Consider the following 18,184-nt stretch of genomic DNA (forward strand, 5'->3'; position numbering starts at 1 on the left):
CGGTGATCCATCGCAGGCTCCTTCAGCTCGCCGGCGCCGTGCCAGGTGCGATCCTCGCCCTGGCCGGTGTCGGGCTGGCGCTGTCCGCCCTGAACATCGTGTTCGCCATCGCCGCCGGTTCGGTGATCGCGGCGCTCGTGCGCGGCGATCACGACCTGGTCGACTCGGTGACCGTGCTGGCCGCGATCACCGTCGTCCGGGGTCTGGTGATCTGGGCACGGGAACCGATGGCGGCCCGCGTGGGCGCGTCGGTGCGCATCCGACTGCGCAGGCGACTGTTGACGCGGCTGGCCGCGATCCCCACCGCCGAACGCGACTCCGGGACCGCCGCGGCGACGGTCATCGATGGCGTGGACGGGCTGGACGCCTACTACACGCGCTATCTGCCGCAGCTGATCGTCGTGATCCTCGTGCCCGCGGCGACCGTGCTGCTCGCGGCGACGCACTCGAGCGGTGCCGGGGCCGTCCTCGCGGTGGCCGCCGCGGTCGCGGTGATCGCCCCGCGGGCCTGGGACGCTCGACTGCTGCGCAACGGACGCGACCGCTGGGGCCGCTTCACCCGACTGTCGTCGGACTACGTCGAGGCACTGCAGCAGACGCCCCTGCTGCGGTCGTTCGGCGCCTCCGGACGGGTCTCCGCCCAGCTGAGCACCAGGGCCGAGGACCTGCGTCGATCGACCATGGCCCAGCTGCGGGTCTCGGTCGCCGAGACCTTCGTCAGCTCACTGGCCCTGCACCTGGGCACGGTCCTGGCCGTGGTCGCCGCCGTCACCGCCGTGATCTCGGGCAGCACCGGGGCGACGGCCGCGGTGACCGTGCTGCTGTTGGCCCGCGAGTGCTTCCGCCCGGTACAGGACCTCGGCACCCACTGGCACGCCGGATACCTCGGGCTGACCGCGGTGGACGGATTGGATCGACTGCTGTCCACTCCGCCGTCGATCCGGGAGACCGGAGTCCACGCCGACCCGGCGGTCGAAGGTCTGGTGGAGATCGTCGACCTCACCTACCGGTACCCCGGCACCGACACCGGGGTCGCCGGCCTGAGACTCCGGATCGCACCCGGTGAGACGGTGGCCGTAGTCGGACCCTCCGGGTCGGGCAAGAGCACCCTCGCGCGCCTGCTGGAACGTGAGATCGACCCCGACGGCGGACGGGTGCGCATCGACGACGTCGACCTGCGCGAGTACACGCCTCGGGCACGCGGCCGCAGCGTGGTGGTCGTCGCACAGGACCCCGCGCTGTTCGCCTGGACCGTGCGCGAGAACCTGCGTCTGTACCGGCCCGATGCCACCGACGCCGAGATCGAGCAGGCGGCCCGTGTCGCCGACGTCCACGAGGTGGTGTGCGCGCTGTCCGCCGGATACGACACCGTGCTGGCCGAGAACGGCGAACAGCTCTCCGGCGGACAACGACAACGACTGGCCATCGCCAGGGCACTCCTGTCGCCCGCCCCCGTGCTGGTCCTGGACGAGATCACCTCCGCCCTCGACGCCGAGACCGAACGGCGTGTCATGGACGCGATCGCCGCCGCGCCCGCGCGCACGACGATCGTCATCGCCCACCGCGAGAGTGCCTGCTCCCACGCGAGCCGGTGGATCGAGCTGCGGAACGGACGCATCACCGCGGCAGGCGAGGGCCCGCCCGCACCACGCGCCACCGCCGAGCGCGCCCGATGAGGGTCGTGCTGCGGCTGCTGCCGCTGATCGCCGCCCACCGCGGCCGTTTCGCCGAGACGGTTCTGTGGAGCGTCGTCCTCCAGACGTCCGTGTTCGCGATCGCCCTCGGATCGGCACTCGTCGTCGGGCGCGTCGCCGCGGGCGAGGCACCGGCGTCGCATGTCCCGGCTCTCCTCCTGTGCGCGGTGGCGATCGCCGCCGCGTCGGCGGCGTGGCGCGAGTCCTGGGTGTCTCACGATCTGGCCTATCGGATCATCGGACTCCTGCGCGGCCGGGTCTTCGACGCGCTTCACCGCGCGCTGCCCGCCCGCACCCGTCACCGACGGACCGGCGACCTCCTCACCACGGTCGTCTCCGACATCGAGACCCTCGAATGGCTCTACGCCCACACCGCCGCGCAGACCCTGAGCGCCCTGCTCATCCTCTCGATCAGCACCGCCGTGTCCCTGTCCATCGCCCCGCTGCTGCTGCTCGTCTGGGTGCCGCTCCTGCTGATCGGCATCGCCGTGCCCCTGGCCACCGCCCGTCGAGCGCGACGCGACGGCGACGCCCTCGCCGCAGGGGCCGCGACGGTGCGATCCGAGCTGATCGACACCGTCCGAGGTCTCCGGGAGCTCACCGGGGCCCACGCCCTTCATACGCAGCTGGACCGCATCACCGACGACACCCGCGCGCTCGCACGCATCCAGAGTCGCGAAGCCGCCCGGCTGGGGTTCGAACGCGGCATCGCCGACATCACCCTCGCCCTGGCCGCCCTCGGCGCCATCGGGATCGTCCTGATCAGCGGCGACGCGATCGCGCCCGCCGACATCCCGCCCGCGGTCACGGTGGCCGTAGCCGGGCTCGGTCCGGCCGCTCAGATCGCCGACCTGCTGCGCAACGCGGGAACCCTGCGGGCGTCCGCGCGCCGCATCACCGACGTGCTCGCCATGCCGCCCGCCGTCCCCGACCGCACCGGGCGCCGCATACCGGGCGCCCCGGCGCGGGTCCCAGGAGAGCGGGGTCTCGTCTTCGACCACGTCACCTTCGGCTACGGCCAGGGCGGACGCGTTCTCGACGACGTCAGCCTGCACGTCCGCCCCGGCGAGACGGTGGCGCTGGTCGGCCCGTCCGGGACCGGCAAGACCACCGCCGCTCGGCTCGCCCTGCGCATGTGGGACCCGGACGCGGGAGCCGTTCGCGTCGACGGCGTCGACCTGCGAGACCTGTCCGACGACGAGCTGCGCGGTCTCGTCGCCGTCGTCCCCCAGAGCTCCCCGCTGCTGCGCGGCACCATTCGCGGCAACATCGTCCTCGGCGACCCGGACGCCACCGAGGCGCGCATCGCCGACGCCGCGCGGGCGGCCGGACTCCTCGCCCCGGAGGCCGGGCTCCCGGGCGGGCTGGACACCCCCGTCGGGGAGTACGGCACCGGCCTGTCCGGTGGACAGCGCGCCCGCGTCGCGATCGCCCGTGCCCTCCTGCGGGAGCCGCGTGTCCTGATCCTCGACGAGCCCACCGCGTCGCTCGATCCCGACGCCGACGCCGCCGTCATGGAACTGCTCAATCAGTCGGCGGATCGCGCCGTGCTGCTGATCGCGCACCGACCCGCCACGATCGCCACCGCCGACCGTCGGGTCGGCCTGCGGTGACGTGGTGCGGGTCGACGTCCCGCCATGAGACGTGACCGCCGGCTGCCGACGCGCGCCTCCACACGCCGGATCGCCTCCCGACGGCGAGCCGCCCGCCGTGGCCACGACTCTCGGGGGCCTCATCGTGCCGAGGAGAGCCGCCACCCCTTCGCCCTGCTTCTGCTTCGCCAGAACTCCTGGTAGGGCCCCGGCACGTCGACGAGTTCATGATGGCCGCCCTGCTGGACGATCCGACCCTCGTCGAGCACCAGTATCCGGTCCGCGCTGGTCACCGTGTTCAGTCGGTGTGCGATGACGAGAAGCGCCTTGTCCTTCGCCAACGTCGAGATCGCCGCCTGGATGATCGCGTCGTTCTCCGGATCCAACGACGCGGTCGCCTCGTCGAGCACCACGATCGGTGAGTCCTTCACCAGGGCGCGGGCGATCGAGACCCGTTGTCGCTGTCCCCCGGAGAGCCTGGTGCCGCCCTCCCCCACCGTGGTCTCCCAGCCCTCGGGAAGCTCGGCGACCACCTCGTCGAGGCCGGCGAGCGTGGCGGCGGCACGCAGCTCGTCCTCGCTCGCGTCCGGCCGTCCGAGCAGGACGTTGTCCCGGACGGTTCCGTCGAAGAGATACACGTCCTGGAACACGGTGGAGACGAGCGGGGTCAGCCCTTCCGTGCCGATGTCGGTCACCGGGATCCCGCCGATCCGAACCGCGCCCGCGTCGACGTCCCAGAAGCGTGCGAGGAGCCTCGCGATCGTCGTCTTCCCCGAGCCGGACGGGCCGACCAGCGCGGTGAGCCCTCGGGCGGGCATGCGGAAGGACACGTCGCGCAGCACCGCGGCTTCGCCGTAGCCGAATCCGACGCCGTCGAACTCGACCTCGGTGCTCGCCGGCAGCCTCGGTGTCACCGGTTCGGGGAGGGTCGGCTCCTGGATCACCCGGTTCACCTCGTTCAGGGCGTTGGACGAGAGCCGTAGCGCCGCGGAGAGGTCGGCGGCCACCGTCATCGGCTCGAGGAACCGCGCGACGAGCACGGTCACGGCGAGCATGGTCGGCACGTCGAGTGTGTCGTCCATGACGAACGCCACCCCGAGCACGAGCATGACGGCGAAGCCGACCCGCACCATGAAGCCGAAGCCGGTGAGGCCGGGAAGGCTCCGCCAGATCATCGAGCGATCGACGTCGCGTCGAGTGCGCAACGCCTCGTCGAGCAGCCTGCGACCGCGCCCTTCCTGTCCGAACGCACGCAGGACGGGCTGATTCCTGGTGAACTCCACCACGCGGTTCGCCGACTCGACCATCGCCTCGTCCCGGGCCGAGTCAGACCGCTGGACGATATCCGAGGCCCGCTTCGCGACGAGGGCCAGGACCGGCGCGAAGAGCGTCATCACCAGAGCGAGCCGCCAGTCGAAGAGATACATCGCGGCGATCGCCGCGGCCGGGCTGACGACTCCGTTGCACAGTGGACGCAGCAGATGCGCGGGCACGGTCATCACGGCCATCACCCGCTGATTGCTCGTCCGGGCGAGTTCGCCGACCCGCGCGGGGTTGAACCATCCCAGTGGCAGTCGCGCGATGGCGTCGCCCAGGCGGTGGTGCAGGCGTCGGGCGACAGCCGAGCCGACGCGGAATCCCTGGCGCTGTGCGATGAACTGAGCGACCACGGCGACCGACGCCGCCACGACCATGCCTCCGAGCGGTGCCCAGGCCGATGCGGGGTCCGGGCTCAGCAGGGCGCGTACCAGCGGGACCAGCGTCGCGAAGGCGATGCCCTGTGACAGCGCGGCGGCGATCAGCAGCGCCGACAGCCTGCGCAGCGCCGGGGTGTGGGCGGGTCCCAGCACCGCGAACAGTTGACGAATCACGTCGAGAGCTCCTCATCTGCCTGCGCCGAGCCCGGGGCCGCCACCCGAATCGGGTCCGGCACCGAGGCCGGGCGCTGCTGTGCCTGCCACATCCGCGCGTACCGGCCGCGCGCGGCGAGCAGATCGTCGTGGCGGCCTCGCTCGACGACACGGCCCTCGTCGAGCACGAGGATCTGATCCGCCCGGGTGATCGTGGAGAGCCGATGCGCGATCACGAGCAGCGTCCGATGCGCGGTGAGCGCGGACAGCGCGTCCTGGATCTGAGCCTCCGCATGCGGGTCCGCCAGTGCGGTGGCCTCGTCCAGGATGAGCAGCGGCGTGTCCGCGAGCAGTGCGCGGGCGATGGAGAGGCGCTGTGCCTCGCCACCGGAGAGGCGCAGCTCGGTGCCGATCACGGAGTCGTATCCGCGAGGCGCGGCGAGGATCCGCTCGTGGATCCGCGCCGCCTCCGCCGCCGCACGCACCTCGGCCTCGGTCGCCTCTGGTCGGCCCAGTCGGATGTTCTCCAGCACCGAGGTGCGCAGCAGCGCCACGTCCTGGAAGACGAAGCCGATGTTGCGGTACAGCGTCGTGGTGTCGAGATCTCGGACGTCGGTGCCGCCCAGGGTGATCGAGCCCGCGGTGACGTCGTGGAAGCGCGCCACCAGCATCGCCAGCGTCGACTTGCCCGCCCCGGAGGGGCCGACGAGCGCGGTGACCGTGCCGGGGCGCAGGTCCAGGCTCACGCCGCGCAGCACGTCGTCGGCGTCCGCTCGGTAGGCGAAGCTCACCTCCTTGACCCGGACCTCCGTTCCCTCGATCCGCCCCGGCCCCGAGGGGGCCGGGAGAACGGGCTCGTTCAGGAGCTCGGTCACGGCCCGTGCCGCCGACATTCCGCCCCGCAGGTTCTGCAGTCGCGTTCCGATCGTCGCCATCGGGGCCGCCAGAGGCGGCGCCAGCAAGGCGAAGGGCACGATCGCGGCGGCGGGCATCCAGCCGGCGATGATCATCACGGCTCCGGCGCACATCACGAGGATGAGCACCGCGGGCGCGGAGACCACCGACTGCGACGCGGCCGTGATCGTCGTGGTCCGTCCCGCCCACGTGCTGAAGAAGTCGTGGAAGGCATCGGCGGCGGCGAGGAAGCGTCGGTGCGCGCGGCGGTGCGCGCCGAAGGTCTTCACCACGGCGATGCCGTCGACGAACTCCGACACCCCCGCGTTGATCTCCTGCTGCGCACGGGCGTAGTCGGCGAACTGGTCCGCGGATCCGCTCATCGCCCGCGCGAAGAGGACGACGCCGAGAAGCAGCGGGATCATGCTGATCAGCGCCAGCCGCCAGTCGATCAGGAGGAGATAGACCAGGGCGGTCAGCGGCGTGACCACCAGGGACACGATGTCGAGCAGTGCGTGTGCGACCAGGTGGTGCAGGCTGTGCACGTCATCGTGCAGGACCTTGCCGAACCGCGTGGGCCCGTCGGCCAGCAGACGTCCGAGCGGCACCCGACTCAATCGCTCGGCCATCCCGCCGCGGAGGTGGTGTTGGAGTCTGTTGTCCGCGAGGTGACTCATGAGGTTGGCGGCGGCGGACAGGAGCAGGGCCGCGATCGTCGCCGCCACGCCGACGGCCACCGACGGCCACACGGTCGTGTCGGAGCTCCGGTCGAGCAGCACCATGCCGATCTCGGACACCATGATGAGCGGAATCACCGTGAGCGCGGCGGCCAGTGCCTGCAGCACCACCGCGACGGCGAGCGTGCCGCGCACCGGTCTCAGCAGCGTCATCGGTTCGTCTCCGCATTCCCGCGTCCGACGCGGTCGCGACGACGACCGCTCCCGCGTGGGCCGGCCGCGCCGCCTGTGAGTCCTCCGTCATCGATCCATGCCGGATCGCCGGCGGCCGTCCGATCCGGACGCCTCCCACCCCGCTCCGGCCTCGTCATCGCCTCGGGCCCTGCCATCCGCATCCCTTCACCAGATCTCGTGATCGTCTTCCGGCCCGGACGTCGAGCGGAGTCGGGCCGCCCGGGCCGGTGACCGGCGGGGCCGACCGAGCTGGCTACCACGGGTCGCCGAGCATCGCGCCCGCGTCCGTCGCGATTCGACTTCGAACGGCCGGACAACGGGCGCCCCGCGACCGAGTCCCGGTCGTCCGGTGCAGGCGCGCCGCCCGCCGCCGGACCAGGACGTCGACATCCTCCGACCAGACATCAAGCGGTCATGATAATCATCTTCACTAAGATGGTCGCATCTCCGCTTCCGTCGACGACGCGAGGGGTCGGCGTCCGGTACTCCGGCGAACCGACGCGACAGGTCGCCGACGGAGGCGGACCGCGAGGCCTCCCGATCGAATCCACCCCGTGAGGTCTCATACCGAGCCGTGCGCCGCCCGCGCGGCCAGACCCTGCCGATCCGCGCCGCCGAACCGGTGGGCAGCAGACACCGTCGCCATGCAGCACGCGGAACGCCAGGCACGGGGCCATGCCGAGAGGTGACCGAACCGGGCGCCGGCGATCTGGTGAGCGACCTGTCGTGTCCATCTCGACGGGCATGCCCGACCGAGCAGCGGAATCCTCGAGACTGCCGCAACCGCACCCGGCACACCCCGCCGCAGGGCCGTCCGGCCATCCGAACCGTGCCCGCCCCGCGGCGCACGCCCGGGCACGGCAGGATCGACGGGCGGGCGGCGTCATCGTCCCCCGGAGCGCCCGACCGGCAGGTCATCCACCGTGTCCGGCGCCGTCGTGCCTCAGCCGGAGTCCTCGTGCTCGTGCGGATCGGCGTGATCGTGCACCTCACCCCCGTGCTCGGGTCGCAGCCGACCGCCGTCCAACCCGGTCACGGCCACCACGATCAGCAGCACGGCGATGACGGCCACCAGTATTCGCCCGGCCAGCCGCGACCAGGCGGGCAGCAGACCCTGCCGCTCCGCCGCCATGTCGAGCCGCTCCCCGCGCCGGGCAGGTCTGATCAGCCGCCAGAGCAGGAGCAGAGCGATCGGGACCTGGAGCAGCCAGAGCACCGTGCGCGGCCAGCCCTCGTACCAGACATTGGTGCTGTAGAGCAGTGTGTGCCACACGCTGAGGGCGTAGACGACGATGATGAACCGGTGCAGGACCCGCCAGGCCCTGGCCCCGATCCGCCTGCGGAAGTAGTACGCCAGGCCGAGCGGGATCGCGAGGTAGAACGCGGCCTGCCCGATCGGCATCGCGATCCAGCCGGTGCTGCCGTCATGTCCACCAGGCACGAAGGCTCGGACGAAGGCGGCGAGGATGCGTTCACCCCACGCGGCGGGCGCCCTGTCGCGGACCACCTGCACGGCGTACAGCAACGCATGGGCCGCCGTCAGGCTGAGCACGCTGAGGCTGGTGGTGCGATGCAGGCGTTCGATCCTGGCGGGCTGCCAGCGCAGCCACCCCGGCCGGGGACCTGAGACCAGGAGTCCCAGGACGACGGCGAGATAGGCCCAGAGCAGCGCGGACCAGCCGAAGGCCTGACTGAGGAAGTAGACCCAGTACCGGTCGGCGTCGGCCATGTAGGGGATCACGGACACGGTGTCCGAGTGGCCCGCGCGTACGCGAAGGTAGAGGAACACGAACACCGACGCGGTGATGAGCAGGGCGATGCCGAGGTCGAGGGCGGAGCCTCGCAGGTCGGCGGCGAATCCGGACGGCGCACGGCCGGAGCGCCCGCGCCCCTCGCCTGTGGACACGCTCGGATCAGTGGTCGTCTCGTTCGGTCTTCTCCTCGGTTCGGGTCTGGTCGGCATCGTCTCTCCTTTGAGATCAGCGCTCCCCGCTGCGGTGCATCACGTCGCTGATGACCTTCGCCAGAAGCAGGGGTGGAACCGAGAGCGGAAGGAGTTCATCCGGCACCCGCCGGGGGCGACCCGGCCTCCGACTCGATCGACTCGCCCGCACGATGCCGACAGCCGTCGAGCAGTGCGTCCAGACCGCTCTCGAAGACGGTGTCCATGCCGAGCGTGAAGAAGCGGTCGCCGACGCGGGCGGCGGCCGGATATCGAGCGGGGTCGACGGTGGACAGTCCGGACACGAATGCGCGCGCCCGGTCCGGCATGGCCTGCCGCGCACGGGCATCCGCCGCGTCCTCGACGCTGACGCGGGAGAAGACCCAGCTCATGATCAGGGCGCAGGTCCGGGCAGCCGTCTCGTCGTCGAACCGGGCTCGCACCATGCCTTCCGCGAGGTCGTCGAGCAGTCGGTAGGCCTGTTCACCAGCAGGGCCGTTCGCCGTCAACCACGCCGCCAACCCGGGGAACCGGCGGAGGCCGCTCCGCTGCGCGTGGGCCCAGGCGCGCGCATTGCGATGCCAGGGAGCGGCCGGGTCGAGACGCGGTCGGATGAGCTTCCCCGCCTCGTCGGCCACGAGCCGATTGAGCGCCTCCCGGTTCTCGACATAGCGGTAGATCGCCATCGGCGTCACCGCGAGCCGCTCGGCGAGCACCCGCATGGACATCGAGGCGAAGCCCCCCTCGGCCGCGATGTCCAGCGCCGCCCGGACGACGGCGGCCCGGTCCAGGCCGGCAGCAGGCATGTGGCTCACCCCTCAATTGACAATCATTTTCGTCAGTGCCTAGTCTACGGCGTATAGTACGCGCGGTCCGGCTCCTCCCGAGCCCGTCGTGCCGCGCGCCGGACAGGTAAGGGCACCTCTCGTGGTTGAACTCGATCGTCGTCGCTTTCTCGGGCTGGGCGCCTTCACGGCCGCCGTCCTCGCATCCGGGCTCGCCGGATGCGGCACGGCCGCACCCGCACCGACCACTGGCCGGCTACGCGCGGCGTTCCCCGGCGGAGGCGCGGGCGAGACACTGAACTATCTGGTCGGGCCCACGGCGCTGGACTTCGTCCGCGCCCGGCTGGTCCACGCCGCCCTCGGGATGATCGACGTCACCGAGGCGGACGGGGTGCGGTACGGTGCGCTGGAGTCCATCGACATCAGCGACGACCTGATGACGTACACGCTGCGCGTGCGTCCGAACATCACCTTCACCGACGGCTCACCCCTGACCTCCGACGACATCCTCTACTCGCTGCGCGCCCCGGCGCTGCTCCAAGGGCTGCCGTTCACCCAGATCGTCGGGCGCGACTTCGACCTCGACGCCGCCGCGATCGAAGACGACCACACGCTGATCCTTCCCACCCGGCACCCCGTCGCGGACGGCAGGCTGCTGCTGTGTCAGAGCATGTTGGCGATCAAGGCGGGCACCACGGAGTTCACGATCGACACCCCCTCGTGCGGACCGTTCGTGATCTCGGCCTTCCAGGCAGGACAGGAGACCCTGCTGACCCGCAACCCCGACTACTTCGGAGCGGTCATCGGCGACGAACCGACACTCGACGAGATCCAGCTCCTCTCGATCGCCGACGACGACGCCAGGGCCGCGGCGCTCACCGGAGGGCAGGCCGACTTCATCAGCGGCATCACTCCCGCGCTGGCGCGCAACCTCGACGGCACCGAGGGTGTGCACGTGACGACCGGCGAACTGCCCTACGCCTCCTACCTGCGATTCACGATGAACCCGAACTTCGAGCCGTTCGCTGACGTCCGGGTCCGGCAGGCCTTCAAACTCGCCGTCGACCGGCAGGCCATCGTGGACAACGTCTACTACGGCCGGGCGTACGTCGGAAACGACGTCCCCGCCCTGGGATTCCCCACCTACCACTCGGCGCTCGAACAACGGGCCTACGACCCGGACGCGGCACGGGACCTGGTGGAACAGGCCGGTCACAGCGGCATGAGCGTCGAGCTGACCGTCGGCCCCGAACTACCCGGAATGGTCGAGACCGCGACGCTGATCGTCGAGAACCTCAGATCCATCGGGGTCGACGCCGTTCTCGTCGAGCTGCCCGCGGGACAGCTGTTCGCCGACTACGAGGCCTATACGGCGCTGCCCTTCGCCGCGGGGTACAACCCGGCCGCGCTCTTCGAGCCGAATCACACGCCGGGAGTGCTGCCCGAGGTCGACGCCCTGGTGATCACCGCGCGTGGCGGAGCGACGGCGGAGGAACGGCTGACGGCCTCGCACCAGGCACAACAGCTGCTGTGGGCGGACGGGAACCAGATCGGACCGGTGTTCGTCCCGGGCATCGACGCCGCCGTCGACGCGGTGAGCGGCGTACGAGACCAGCAGTTCCCCGACTTGACGATCGCACGCCTGACGGCATGAGGACCACCGACGGCGTGCTCGCGTTCGTCGTGTCCCGCCTCCTCGTCGCGGTCGTCACGCTGGGGGTGCTCTCGGTCGTCGTGTTCTGGGCCACCGAGGTCCTGCCCGGCGATGCCGTCGGCGTCCTCTCGGGCAGTGACGCGACCGAGGCCGAGCGCGCCGCCGTGCGCGATGCGCTCGGCCTCGACCGGCCGGCTCCCGAGCGTTACCTGGACTGGATCGGCGGCGCGCTGCGCGGCGACCTCGGCGTCTCCATGGTCTCCGGCCGACCGGTGGACGAGATCCTGCTCCCCAGGCTCGTCAACACGCTCGTGCTCGTGGGCACAGCGGTGGTGCTGATCGCCGTGGTGTCGGTGACGATCGGGCTGCTCGCAGGCATGCGGGCGAACCGCGCGCTCGACCGCGTGCTCAGTTCGGCCACGATGGGGCTGATCGCGACGCCCGACTTCCTGCTCGCGACCCTGCTGCTCACCGTCTTCGCCACGATGCTGGGCGTGCTCCCCGCCGTGTCGCTCGTCCCGCTGGGCGACTTCGCCTGGCAGCATGTCGAACTCCTCGTCCTGCCCACCGCGGCATTGGTGCTCGGCGGCCTCGGCGGCACCACGCGACTCGTCCGATCCAGCGTGATCAGCGTCGTGCGCAGTCCCTACATCGAGAACGCCCGGCTGAACGGCGCCCGCGGCCTGCACCTGGCGCTGGCGCACGTCCTGCCCAACGCCCTCGGGCCGGGGGTGCAGGCGCTCGCGATCATGGCGGCCGGGCTGCTCGGCGGCGGGATCGTCGTCGAGACGCTGTTCAACTACCCCGGCATCGGCTTCGAACTCACCCAGGCGGTGGCGACTCGCGACGTGCCGGTCGTGGCGGGTCTGAGTCTGGCGTTGAGTGCCTGCACACTGGTGATCCTGCTGCTGGGAGACCTGACCGCCCGCCTGCTCGGTGGACGCGCACGTCGGGGAGACGGCGAGTGAGGGCCGTCCGCCACATCGTCGGCGTCGTCCTGTTCGCGGTGCTGCTGTTCGGTCTCCTCGGGCCGTTCCTCCCCCTGGGTTCCACGACGGCGGTCCAGGGAGCGCCCTTCGCCTCGGCGTCCGTCGCGCATCCGCTGGGAACCGACTTCCTCGGCCGTGACACGCTGGCTCGGGTGGCCGCGGGCGGGCAGACGTTGATCCTGCAGGCGCTCGCCGCCACCGCCGCCGTGAGCGTCGTCGGCATCCTGCTGGGCGCGGCGACGGGTATGGCCGCCGGACGTCGGGCAGCCGTGCCGCTGCGAGTCCTCGACGGCCTCTCGGCGCTGCCTCCGCTGTTCGTCCTCGTGCTGCTGGCCTCGGGCTCTCCCGGCGACGATCTCCTGGTGGTGGCCGCGATCGCGACCGTCACCACGCCCTTCTCCGTCCGGGTCATCCGCGAGGCGACGCACCAGATCCGCGACACCGCGTTCGCCAGGACGGCCTGGGCCAGGGGCGACGGCGTCCTGCATCGCCTCCGCCACGACGTGCTCCCCGGGATCGCCGAGGCGGTCTGGGCCGACGCGGGCGTCCGCTTCGTCGCGGCCGTCCAGCTCGCGGCGACAGCGGGCTTCCTCGGGCTCACCGCGGGCGCACCGACGGCGAACTGGGGCCGGATGGTCCGAGAGAACCTCGTGGGAGCGACGATCAACCCGCTGCCCGTCCTGGTGCCCTCGATTCTGATCATCGCGCTGGCACTCGGCTTCACCCTGCTCACCGATCGTCTCTCCGCGCGTACGGGCGCCGACATCAGCGGGGCGGCGGTCGTGTGAACACCGTGACGATCGACGAACTCAGTGTTCACGCGGGCGATCGGCCCATCGTGGACTCCGTCTCCCTCCACGTCACCCCGGGAGAGATCGTCGGGCTGGGCGGGCGATCAGGGGCGGGGAAGACGACGCTGCTGCACACCATGATCGGCAGGCTGGGCGCCGGGCTGCGACAGACCGCCGGTGACATCCGCGTCTGCGGCGAGGACCCGTCGTGCCCCGAAGGCCGACGGAGACTGCGCGGGACTCAGGTCACCTTCCTCCCGCAGGATGCGGCGGGCGCGCTCAATCCGGCCCGGCGAGTGCACTGGCACCTGGACCAGATGCTGCGCCGCACGCGCCCGGCACTGTCACGGGCACAGCGCGCGGCGGAGATCGCCGAGATCCTCGACACGGTACGGTTGTCGCCAGGGCTGCTGCGCTCCTACCCGACGGAACTCTCCGGTGGTCAGGCGCAGCGGGTCGCCCTCGCCGCGGCGCTGCTGCCCCGACCGAGGCTGCTGCTGCTCGACGAGCCCACCAGTAATGTCAGCGCGGCGACCGCACGCGAGTTGGCAGCCGTACTCGGTCAGGCAGCCGTACTCGGTCAGGCGTCTGAGATCGGTCAGGCGGCCGGGCCGATGTCGATCGTCATGGTCAGCCACGACCGGGACCTCCTCGCCGGTCTCGCGCACCGGGTTCACCACGTCGCTGACGGCCGCATCGTGCCGACGCCCCGTCAGGACCGTCGGCCGCAGGCTCCCCCGCCGGAACGCCGCGATTCCCGCCCGGTGCTCGCCGCCACCGGCGTCACCATCTCGTACGGTCCGCACGATGTCCTCCTCGACGGCGATCTCACCGTGTACCGCGGCGAGTGCGTCGCCGTTCGCGGCGAGTCGGGAGCGGGGAAGAGCAGTCTCGCCCGGTGTCTCGCCGGTCTCCAGTCGCCTCGTGCCGGTTCGCTGACTCTCGAGGGAAGTCCCGTGCCCTGGTCCGCCGGAGCGCGGCGGGGAACCGCTCGAATCGGCGTGGCCTACGTCGAGCAGGATTCACAGGCCGCGCTCGCGCCGTGGGAGACGGTCGCGCGAACCCTGCATCGGGCACGGGCAGCCGCGCGCCGTCACGGCCTGTCACCCCTGGACGAGTCGACGCTCCTGGCCGCCGCGGGTCTGTCGCCGAGCATCGTCGAACGCACACCACGACAACTCAGCGGGGGACAGCGACAGCGCGTCAACCTGATCCGGGCTCTCACGTGCCGACCGGAGGTGCTGATCTGCGACGAGGTGACGGCCTCCCTCGACGAGGACTCCGAAGCGCGAGTGCTGGACGTTCTCGACGAGCTACGCGCCCGTCTCGGCCTGGCCGTCGTACTCATCACCCACAACGACCGCGTCGCCGCCCGGGCGTCCCGTTCGCTGCTCCTCGCCGAGAGCCGGCTGCGGTGAGGTGACGCCTCGCGGCGGACGCCCCGGCCGGTGTGGCGATGCGTGTCGGAGCTCCCTCGCCGTGTGGTCCGGCCTGACTGCGGCCTCGCGACGAGCAGCAGGCCGATCACCATCCGTGTGCATCGACGTCGCCGCCCGGGCCGGGAATGCGGTACAGCTCACGAACCCGTTGACCGACCTCGCCACCACGGGCTTGACTCCATTAAAGGATAACGATTATCACTACAAGCAAGTGCGGGCGCGTTCCGGCCCGCCAGGTGAGCCCGTTGGTGAACACTCCGCTGCCCTCCCCTCCCGTGCCGCCGCCCAGGCGTGCGTCGCGCTCCTTCGTCGTCCTCGGCTCCCTGACACTGCTCCTGATCAGCGTCGTGATCGTGGCCGTGTCGTCCGGACCGGTTCGGATTCCATTCCTCGACACCGTCGTCGTCCTGCTCGACCAGCTCACTCCCGGGTCCGCAGGCGGCGGTCGACACGCACTCGTCGTGGAGACGATCCGGCTGCCGCGCGTCCTGGTCGCCCTGCTCGTCGGGATGGCGTTGGCCGTGGCGGGCACGATCATGCAGGCCCTGTTCCGCAACCCGCTCGCCGATCCGGGGGTCACGGGCGTCTCCAGCGGCGCCGCGGCGGGGTCCGTGCTGGTGCTGGCGAGCGGCGTCACCGTCGCGGGCCGCTGGGTCCTGCCCGCCGCCGCGTTCGCGGGGGCGCTCGCCGCGCTGATCCTGGTCCATCTGATCGCCGCGATACGCCGGGATCGGTCCGCGGCGACGCTGCTGCTGATCGGCATCGCCCTGAACGCGCTGCTCGGCGCCGTGATCAGCGCGGTGATCGCGAACGTGCCCGACGACCGAGACGTGCGCGGCATCGTCTTCTGGCTCAACGGCGACCTCGTCGCACGCACCTGGGAGCACGTCGGGACGGCGGTGCTTCCGGTGCTCCTCGGGGTGGCGGCGGCCCTGTTCTTCACGCGTGACCTCAACATGCTGCTGCTCGGCGAGCAGGCGGCGCAGGCCGGCGGGGTGGACGTGGTCCGCACCCGGCGCGTCCTGCTGGCTCTCGCCGCGCTGATCACGGGGGCCTCCGTGGCCGTGGCGGGCGCCATCGGCTTCGTGGGTCTGGTCGTGCCGCATCTGGTCCGGCTGGTGATCGGCCCGGACCACCGGTTGCTGCTGCCCGCCTCTGCCCTGCTCGGCGGCTCCTTCCTCGTCCTGGCCGATCTCGGGGCCCGAATGCTGTTCAGCCCGGTGATCCTCCAGACGGGCACGGTCACCGCGCTGATCGGCGCCCCGGTGTTCCTGCTGCTGGTGCTCCGACGCGGACGGAGGGCGACGCCGTGACCGATCGCGACAGTGTCCGAGTCGACATGCGACCCCGGCTCGTCGCCGAGAGCGTCGGCGTGCTCCTCGACGGGCGCCCGGTCCTCGACGACGTCGATCTGGCGGTGTGCCCCGGCGAGGTGCTGGCCTTGGTGGGCGCCAACGGCGCGGGCAAGAGCACCCTGTTGTCGACGCTGGCGGGGCTGCGTCGACCCGACCGTGGAGCGGTGCGACTGAACGGGACGCCGCTGCGCAGCCTGCGGCCGCGCGCCGTGGCAGGCCGCATCGCCCATGTTCCGCAGGACACGAGGCTCGACTTCGACTTCACCGCTCGGCAGGTGGTCCTGATGGGCAGGCACCCGCATCTGGGCCGGTTCGCCCCGCTTCGGGCCGAGGACGAGCGGATCGCCGACGAAGCGCTCCGCACCGCCGGGGTGCTGAGGTGGGCAGACCAGGAGGTCACCACCCTCTCCGGCGGCGAACGGCAGCTCGTGCACATCGCCAAGGCACTCGCGCAGCAGCCCGAGGTGCTGCTGCTCGACGAACCGGTCGCCGCACTGGATCTGCGCCACCAGCTCCTCGTCCTCCAGCTGTTACGGCGCCTCGCGGCGACGGGGACGGCGCTGGTCGTCGTCCTGCACGACCTCGATCAGGCGGCGCGCTTCTGCGATCGAGTGGCGCTGCTCCACGAAGGTCGGGTGCTCGCCGACGGCACAGCGGACGAGGTGCTGACCGAACAGAACATCGCGCTCGCATACCGGGTGCGCAGCGTCGTCCGGCGAGATCCCGACACCCGCTGCCCGCGGGTCGTCCCGCTGGACGTCATCGACACGAGATCAGGAGACCAGGCATGACCATCCTCCGACGGCCCGCGGTACTGGCGGGCGCGGCACTGCTGGCGGTACTGCTGCCCGCGGCCTGCGGCGTCCCCGCCGAGCCTGCACCGGAATCGGACGGCGGCGCGGCTCAGGCCGGCTATCCGCGGCTCGTCGAGAGGGACGGGGCCGAAGCCGTCACCATCGAGTCCGAGCCCCGGCGCATCGCCGCGTTGTCCCCGGACGCGGCCGAGGCGACGCTGGAACTCGTCGGCCCGGACCGGCTCGTGGCCGTGCCCCGAAACCTCACCTCGCCGAGCCTGGGCAACCACGTCGAGGACGCCGCCGCCGTACCAGAGCAGCTGCCGCCCGGAAACGAGCCCGACCCCGACCATGTGCTGTCCCTCGAACCGGACCTCATCCTGGTCACGCCCCGCCATGGGGGCGAGCAGGACGCGCTGGCCGTGCTCGGCGAAACCGGCGTCCCGGTGTTGGCGTTGGAACAGTGGGACGGCCTCGACGACATCGCCGCCAATCTGCTGCTGCTGGGAGAGGTGCTCGACGCCGAGGACCGGGCCGCGAGTCTCGTCGCGGAGATGGCGGAGCGACGTGAGGCCGTCGCCGACGCGGTCGCCGGCCGGGACCGCCCCTCGGTGCTGGGTCTCAGCAATCAGGCGGGCACCCCGTTCGTCATCGGCCCCGACGCCTTCACCTCCGGGCTGATCGAACTCGCGGGCGGCGACGCCGCGGCCGAGACCGCCGGGGTACGCGCCACCGGGCCCGCCGACCCGGAGACGATCGTCGCCGCCGACCCCGACGCGATCCTGCTCGTCGACGTCACGGGCGGCGGTCGGGGCTCCTTCGACTCCGTGCTGTCCAACCCCGCCGTCGCCGACCTCCCGGCGGCGGCCGAGGACCGCGTGCTGCTCCTGCCTGCCGCGTCCGCGTTCCCGACGGGCGTCACCCATACTCTCGACGGTCTTGAGGCACTGGCAGGCTGGCTGCATCCCGAAGCGGTCGACCACGGCTGAGGGGTACGCGCAGCGACGAGGGGTCTCGCCGGACAGACTCCGCCGCTCGGCCGACACGGTGGTCGATTCCTCGATCACCGTGTCGGCGCGGGGTCATCCGGTGAACTCCCCACGGTCGCGGCCCTGCCGCCATACGGCGTGCTCGCCGCTGTGGGCGGCCACGGTTCCCGATCGGCCGTCCGCCGGGTCTCTCGCTGCCGACTCCGTGGTGCAGTCGTGAAGCCGGGCGGCTCGCCCCGGATCGGGTCAGCGCGTGCGGCGGCCCCGCGATGACGACTGCGACCCGCTCCCACGACACGGCCGCGGATTTCCGTGCGGCGCCGACTCGTGGCGACCGGCGACGGCGACCTGCCTGGGGCTCGGCGGCGGCCGCACGACGCGCCGGCGTCGGGTGGGAGGCGGGCCGGATCGTGGGAGGCGCGGGGCTCGGCGTCCGGCCGGTGCGGCCGGGTTCCCTCGGCCTCAGGTCCGCGGAGACGCGAGACGGACAGCCGGCGGGCCCGCT

The 18,184-nt window shown here is 71.8% G+C and carries 13 protein-coding genes; 9 read left to right on the forward strand and 4 right to left on the reverse strand.

Features of this window, described 5'->3' with window-relative positions:
* Positions 1–2: 2 nt before the first annotated feature.
* Positions 3–1,676: an ABC transporter ATP-binding protein/permease gene (locus tag AHOG_RS14820; RefSeq protein WP_169725861.1), complete on the forward strand. Its 1,674-nt coding sequence runs from the start codon at positions 3–5 to the stop codon at positions 1,674–1,676.
* The gene (locus AHOG_RS14825) at positions 1,673–3,307 is read left to right on the forward strand and encodes an amino acid ABC transporter ATP-binding/permease protein (RefSeq protein ID WP_093941884.1); all 1,635 of its coding nucleotides are present in this window, start codon (positions 1,673–1,675) and stop codon (positions 3,305–3,307) included. The genes AHOG_RS14820 and AHOG_RS14825 overlap by 4 nt, the downstream gene beginning before the upstream one ends.
* Positions 3,308–3,426: 119 nt before the next feature.
* On the opposite strand, the gene AHOG_RS14830 is transcribed toward AHOG_RS14825, so the two are convergent.
* The 4 genes from AHOG_RS14830 to AHOG_RS14845 all read right to left on the reverse strand — a co-directional run bounded on the left by AHOG_RS14830 (position 3,427) and on the right by AHOG_RS14845 (position 9,689).
* Positions 3,427–5,157 carry an ABC transporter ATP-binding protein gene (locus tag AHOG_RS14830; protein ID WP_093941885.1) on the reverse strand — a complete coding sequence of 577 codons (1,731 nt, stop codon included), beginning with the start codon at positions 5,155–5,157 and terminating at the stop codon, positions 3,427–3,429.
* A complete protein-coding gene (locus AHOG_RS14835; protein ID WP_093941886.1) occupies positions 5,154–6,920 on the reverse strand; it encodes an ABC transporter ATP-binding protein in 1,767 nt (588 codons plus the stop codon). Before AHOG_RS14835 ends, AHOG_RS14830 begins: the two co-directional genes overlap by 4 nt.
* A 964-nt stretch (positions 6,921–7,884) precedes the next feature.
* Complete coding sequence (locus AHOG_RS14840) at positions 7,885–8,904, reverse strand: ferric reductase-like transmembrane domain-containing protein (protein ID WP_093941887.1); 1,020 nt, start codon at positions 8,902–8,904, stop codon at positions 7,885–7,887.
* Positions 8,905–8,999: 95 nt separating this feature from the next.
* On the reverse strand, positions 9,000–9,689 hold the full coding sequence (locus AHOG_RS14845; RefSeq protein ID WP_093941888.1) for a TetR/AcrR family transcriptional regulator: 690 nt from the start codon (positions 9,687–9,689) through the stop codon (positions 9,000–9,002).
* A gap of 121 nt (positions 9,690–9,810) precedes the next feature.
* On the opposite strand from AHOG_RS14845, the gene AHOG_RS14850 reads away from it, so the two are divergent.
* The 7 genes from AHOG_RS14850 to AHOG_RS14880 all read left to right on the forward strand — a co-directional run bounded on the left by AHOG_RS14850 (position 9,811) and on the right by AHOG_RS14880 (position 17,679).
* Complete coding sequence (locus AHOG_RS14850; protein ID WP_093941889.1) at positions 9,811–11,322, forward strand: ABC transporter substrate-binding protein; 1,512 nt, start codon at positions 9,811–9,813, stop codon at positions 11,320–11,322.
* Complete coding sequence (locus AHOG_RS14855; protein WP_093941890.1) at positions 11,319–12,290, forward strand: ABC transporter permease; 972 nt, start codon at positions 11,319–11,321, stop codon at positions 12,288–12,290. Before AHOG_RS14850 ends, AHOG_RS14855 begins: the two co-directional genes overlap by 4 nt.
* Complete coding sequence (locus AHOG_RS14860; RefSeq protein WP_093941891.1) at positions 12,287–13,099, forward strand: ABC transporter permease; 813 nt, start codon at positions 12,287–12,289, stop codon at positions 13,097–13,099. Before AHOG_RS14855 ends, AHOG_RS14860 begins: the two co-directional genes overlap by 4 nt.
* 5 nt (positions 13,100–13,104) lie before the next feature.
* The gene (locus AHOG_RS14865; protein WP_169725862.1) at positions 13,105–14,520 is read left to right on the forward strand and encodes an ABC transporter ATP-binding protein; all 1,416 of its coding nucleotides are present in this window, start codon (positions 13,105–13,107) and stop codon (positions 14,518–14,520) included.
* A 269-nt stretch (positions 14,521–14,789) separates the two neighbouring features.
* Positions 14,790–15,854 (forward strand): FecCD family ABC transporter permease, encoded by a 1,065-nt coding sequence (locus AHOG_RS14870; RefSeq protein ID WP_211290655.1) that lies wholly within the window; start codon positions 14,790–14,792, stop codon positions 15,852–15,854.
* Positions 15,851–16,687 carry a heme ABC transporter ATP-binding protein gene (locus AHOG_RS14875; RefSeq protein WP_245856245.1) on the forward strand — a complete coding sequence of 279 codons (837 nt, stop codon included), beginning with the start codon at positions 15,851–15,853 and terminating at the stop codon, positions 16,685–16,687. Before AHOG_RS14870 ends, AHOG_RS14875 begins: the two co-directional genes overlap by 4 nt.
* A complete protein-coding gene (locus AHOG_RS14880; RefSeq protein ID WP_093941893.1) occupies positions 16,684–17,679 on the forward strand; it encodes an ABC transporter substrate-binding protein in 996 nt (331 codons plus the stop codon). Before AHOG_RS14875 ends, AHOG_RS14880 begins: the two co-directional genes overlap by 4 nt.
* The last annotated feature ends 505 nt before the right edge of the window (positions 17,680–18,184 follow it).

Source organism: Actinoalloteichus hoggarensis (assembly GCF_002234535.1).
Classification (GTDB): domain Bacteria; phylum Actinomycetota; class Actinomycetes; order Mycobacteriales; family Pseudonocardiaceae; genus Actinoalloteichus_A; species Actinoalloteichus_A hoggarensis.